Below are 4,350 nucleotides of genomic sequence, written 5' to 3' on the forward strand. Positions count from 1 at the left end.
CGGTGGGCAAATGAAACGGTTTTGATATTGAACCCGCTGCGGCGGGTTCAACAAAAACTTCGACATTTTTACCGTGAGTTTCGCTCACGGCTATTCAAATTCAAGCCCTTTGGGCTTAAGTTGACGGTTATGGTGTCCTCACCCCCCTGCGAAAATTTGAAATACACCATAGTTTTCTGAAACAGTTTTTGCTGTATGATTTTCGGTATCTGCTTCAATATTAATAAAATGGTTTAGTTAAACCTGCCATTAAGTTTTCAGCCGCCGCCTGTAAAGTACTACCTTGCATCCCTTGCATTCTGCCAGTTTGACTTTAAAAAACCGGCGCACAGTTTTTGACAACAAAGAAATTTTTTATTGCAAACAGCCAACTTGATATATGCTCAAATTTTTAAATAAGATTTTAGGCGGTAATAAGAGTGAGAAAGATGTAAAGAAGATAGAACCGCAGGTTGAAAAAATAAACAGTTTTTATATTCAGTACCAGGCCCTGACGAACGATGAACTGCGTGGCAAAACCATTGAATTCAGGCAGCGCATACAGGCGCATTTGAAAGAAATTGACGATACCATTGCTGCCAAAAAAGCGGAAGCAGAAGCCTTGCCGGAAGATGATATGCTTAGCCGTGATGCCTTGTACAAAGAAGTGGATGACCTGAAAAAAGACCGGGATAAAAAAATTGAAGAAGCGCTCAGCGATATTCTCCCCGAAGCTTTTGCTGTGGTAAAAGAAACGGCAAAAAGGTTTAAAGAAAATACGCAGATCGTTTCAACGGCCACCCAACTCGACCGCGATCTGAGCGTTAAAAAGCAATATATTAAGATTGAAGGCGACCAGGCTGTTTACAGCAATAGCTGGATGGCTGCCGGCAACCTGGTAACCTGGAACATGGTGCATTACGATGTGCAGCTAATCGGCGGTATTGTTTTGCACCAGGGAAAAATTGCCGAAATGGCAACCGGCGAGGGCAAAACGCTCGTATCAACCCTGCCGGCCTATTTGAATGCTTTGGCAGGCGAAGGCGTGCACATTGTTACAGTGAACGACTACCTCGCCAAACGCGACAGCGAATGGAACGGCACCATTTTCGAATGGCTCGGTTTGCGGGTTGATTGTATTGACAAACACCAGCCTAATACTGCCGACCGCCGCAACGCTTACCTTGCTGATATAACGTATGGCACCAATAACGAGTTTGGCTTTGATTACCTGCGCGATAACATGGTGCATACCCCGGAGGAAATGGTGCAGCGCAAACATCATTATGCCATGGTGGACGAGGTGGATAGTGTACTGATTGATGACGCCCGTACACCGCTGATCATTTCCGGCCCCGTGGGCAAAGACGATACTACGCAGCAATTCTTTGAATTAAAACCGCGTATTGAAAAACTGGTGGAAGTGCAAAAACGCGCCGTTAACCAGTTTCTGAATGAAGCCAGGAAAAAAGTGGCCGACGGCGATGATGACCCCAAAAGCGGTGGCCTTGCTTTATACCGTGCTTTCAGGGGTTTGCCCAAAAATTCAGCGCTGATAAAATATTTAAGCGAGCCCGGTATTCGCGTAAAAATGCAGAAGGCGGAGAACTATTATCTCGCCGACCAGCAAAAAGAAATGCGTGTGGTGGATGAAGAATTGTATTTCTATATTGATGAAAAGAACAATTCCGTTGAATTAACCGATAAAGGTATCCAGCTTATAACCAAATCCGGTGAAGATCAAAACTTCTTTGTGCTGCCGGATATTGGCGTTGACCTGGCTGCCATTGATGCGGATGCAGCGCTTGATGCGGATAGCAAACTGCGCAAAAAGGAAGCCATCCTGAATGAGTATGCCACAAAGGCCGACCGCATTCATACCATTCAGCAGCTATTAAAAGCATATACCTTATTTGAGAAAGATGATGAGTACGTGGTGCTGGATGGCGCAGTAAAAATTGTAGATGAACAAACCGGCCGCATCATGGAAGGCCGCCGGTACTCAGATGGTTTGCACCAGGCAATTGAAGCCAAGGAAAACGTAAAGATTGAAGCCGCTTCCCAAACGTATGCAACGGTTACCCTGCAAAACTATTTCAGGATGTACCACAAGCTCGCCGGCATGACCGGTACCGCCGAAACAGAAGCGGCAGAGCTTTGGGATATTTATAAGCTGGATGTGGTAAGCATTCCAACCAATGTGCTTTGTATAAGAAAAGACCAGGAAGACCTCGTTTACAAAACCAAGCGTGAAAAATATAAAGCCGTTATTGAAGCCATTGAAGAAATGCGCAATAACGGCAGGCCGGTGCTGGTGGGCACTACTTCGGTAGAGGTGAGTGAATTGCTGGGCCGCATGCTGCAGCAGAAAAAAATTCCGCATAACGTACTGAATGCGAAACAGCACCAGCGTGAAGCGCAGGTGGTGGCGGAAGCCGGCCTTGCCGGCAATGTTACCATCGCCACCAATATGGCCGGCCGTGGCACGGATATCAAGCTTGGCCCCGGCGTAAAAGAGGCAGGCGGCCTGGCTATTCTTGGCACGGAAAGGCATGAGAGCCGCCGTGTTGACCGCCAGTTGCGCGGCCGTTCAGGCCGCCAGGGCGATCCTGGCTCTTCCCAGTTCTTTGTATCGCTGGAAGACGATTTGATGCGCATGTTCGGCAGCGAGCGCATTGCCAAAGTGATGGATTTTGCCGGCTATAAAGAAGGCGAAGTTATTCAGCACAGCATGGTAACCAAAAGCATTGAGCGGGCGCAAAAGAAAGTGGAAGAAAACAACTTCGGCATCCGCAAGCGCCTGCTGGAATATGATGATGTAATGAATAAACAGCGCACGGTGATCTATACCAAACGCAATCATGCCCTCTTTGGCGAACGCCTTGCACTTGACCTGGATAATGCATTTTATGATGTGGCTGACGGCCTTGTGGCTACCTTTAAAGAGCGCAACGATTATGAAGGCTTTAAGCTGGAAACAATTGTAAACCTTGGCTTAAGCACTTCCATTACACAGGACGAATTTGAAAAAACCGATGGGCAAACGCTGGCGCAGCGTTTATATGAAGAGGCAGGTGCCAGCTACCAGCGCAAACGCAAAGACCTTGCACAAATGGCGTTGCCCGTTTTTAAAAACATACGTGAAACCCAGGGCGCCCATATACAAAATGTGGCGGTGCCGTTTAGCGACGGAAGAAAAGCCATTCAGGTATTGGTAAACCTGGATAAAACCCTGCAATCGTCAGGCGCTGAATTAACCAGCATGCTGGAAAGAAGCGTTACGCTTTTCCTCATTGACGATGCATGGAAAGAGCATCTGCGCGCCATGGACGACCTGAAGCAAAGTGTGCAAACGGCGCATTACGAACAAAAAGACCCATTGGTAATTTATAAAGGCGAAGCATTTAATTTATTCAGCCAGATGAATGGCGAAGTAAGCAGCAGCATTATCAGCTTTCTTAGCCACGCCGAGTTGCCGGTACAGCAAAATGTACCAGCCAGAGAAGCAAAGCAGGAAAAGACCGACATGAGTAAAATGCGCTCCAACAAACGCGAAATAGACCATGCCGGCCAGGATTATGCAGCCAATGAAGACGACTATTACGACCCAACGCCGGTAAAACAGGAGCCGGTAAGGGTGGGCCCGAAAGTAGGCCGCAATGATCCCTGTCCCTGCGGCAGCGGCAAGAAATATAAAAACTGCCACGGGAGGGAAGAATAAACTTTATTTAATATTTAACCTGTTTAGATCTTTGGAATAAACCACACAGATATAGACAAAAATGATTATTAAATGTCGTTTAGTTAAGGAATGTTTGCAAAGTCCCTCTCCTTTGGAGAGGGATTTAGGGTGAGGTCAAAACAAGGTTAACTAAACGACATTGATTGATTATTGAATATTTCTAACCCTTAAAATAACACTGCTGTTATCCGTTTTATTTCCGGTGGAAGTTTGGTACTCCCCCCAAAAACCGTCTTCTATGTGCGCATTTTTTCAGGTGCACTCAATTCTCTTTTTACCTTCTTTGCCTGCATAATTCTTTGTTTTGCCTCGTGTTCCATGGGTGTATTATCCCCGAAGGCATCACATGCTATCAGGATTTTATGGAAAACAAGCCTTTTTCAGGCGCCCCAACTACGCTTTTTGGGGAGTTGAAGCCTTTTGGCAGGCGGTTATTATTCTATGATACAACAAAGTGAGTTTGTTTAAAGCATATATCAAACATATACAATGGGCGTATTTCAAATTCACCCTGCTCCGCGGCGCAACAAAAGCAGTATACACCACATTGAAAATGAAATCATTAAAATAGGTGTATATATAATTTTTCTTTGGATATTCTTTAGTTCTCTCTTCTGGATTTTATCAAG

General features: G+C 45.8%; 1 protein-coding gene. It reads left to right on the plus strand.

The window, feature by feature from the left end:
* The first annotated feature begins 379 nt into the window (after positions 1-379).
* A complete protein-coding gene (secA, locus tag QM629_RS06245) occupies positions 380-3,700 on the plus strand; it encodes a preprotein translocase subunit SecA (RefSeq protein WP_415158295.1) in 3,321 nt (1,106 codons plus the stop codon).
* Positions 3,701-4,350: the final 650 nt, after the last annotated feature.

Source organism: Parafilimonas sp. (genome assembly GCF_047606085.1).
Classification (GTDB): domain Bacteria; phylum Bacteroidota; class Bacteroidia; order Chitinophagales; family Chitinophagaceae; genus Parafilimonas.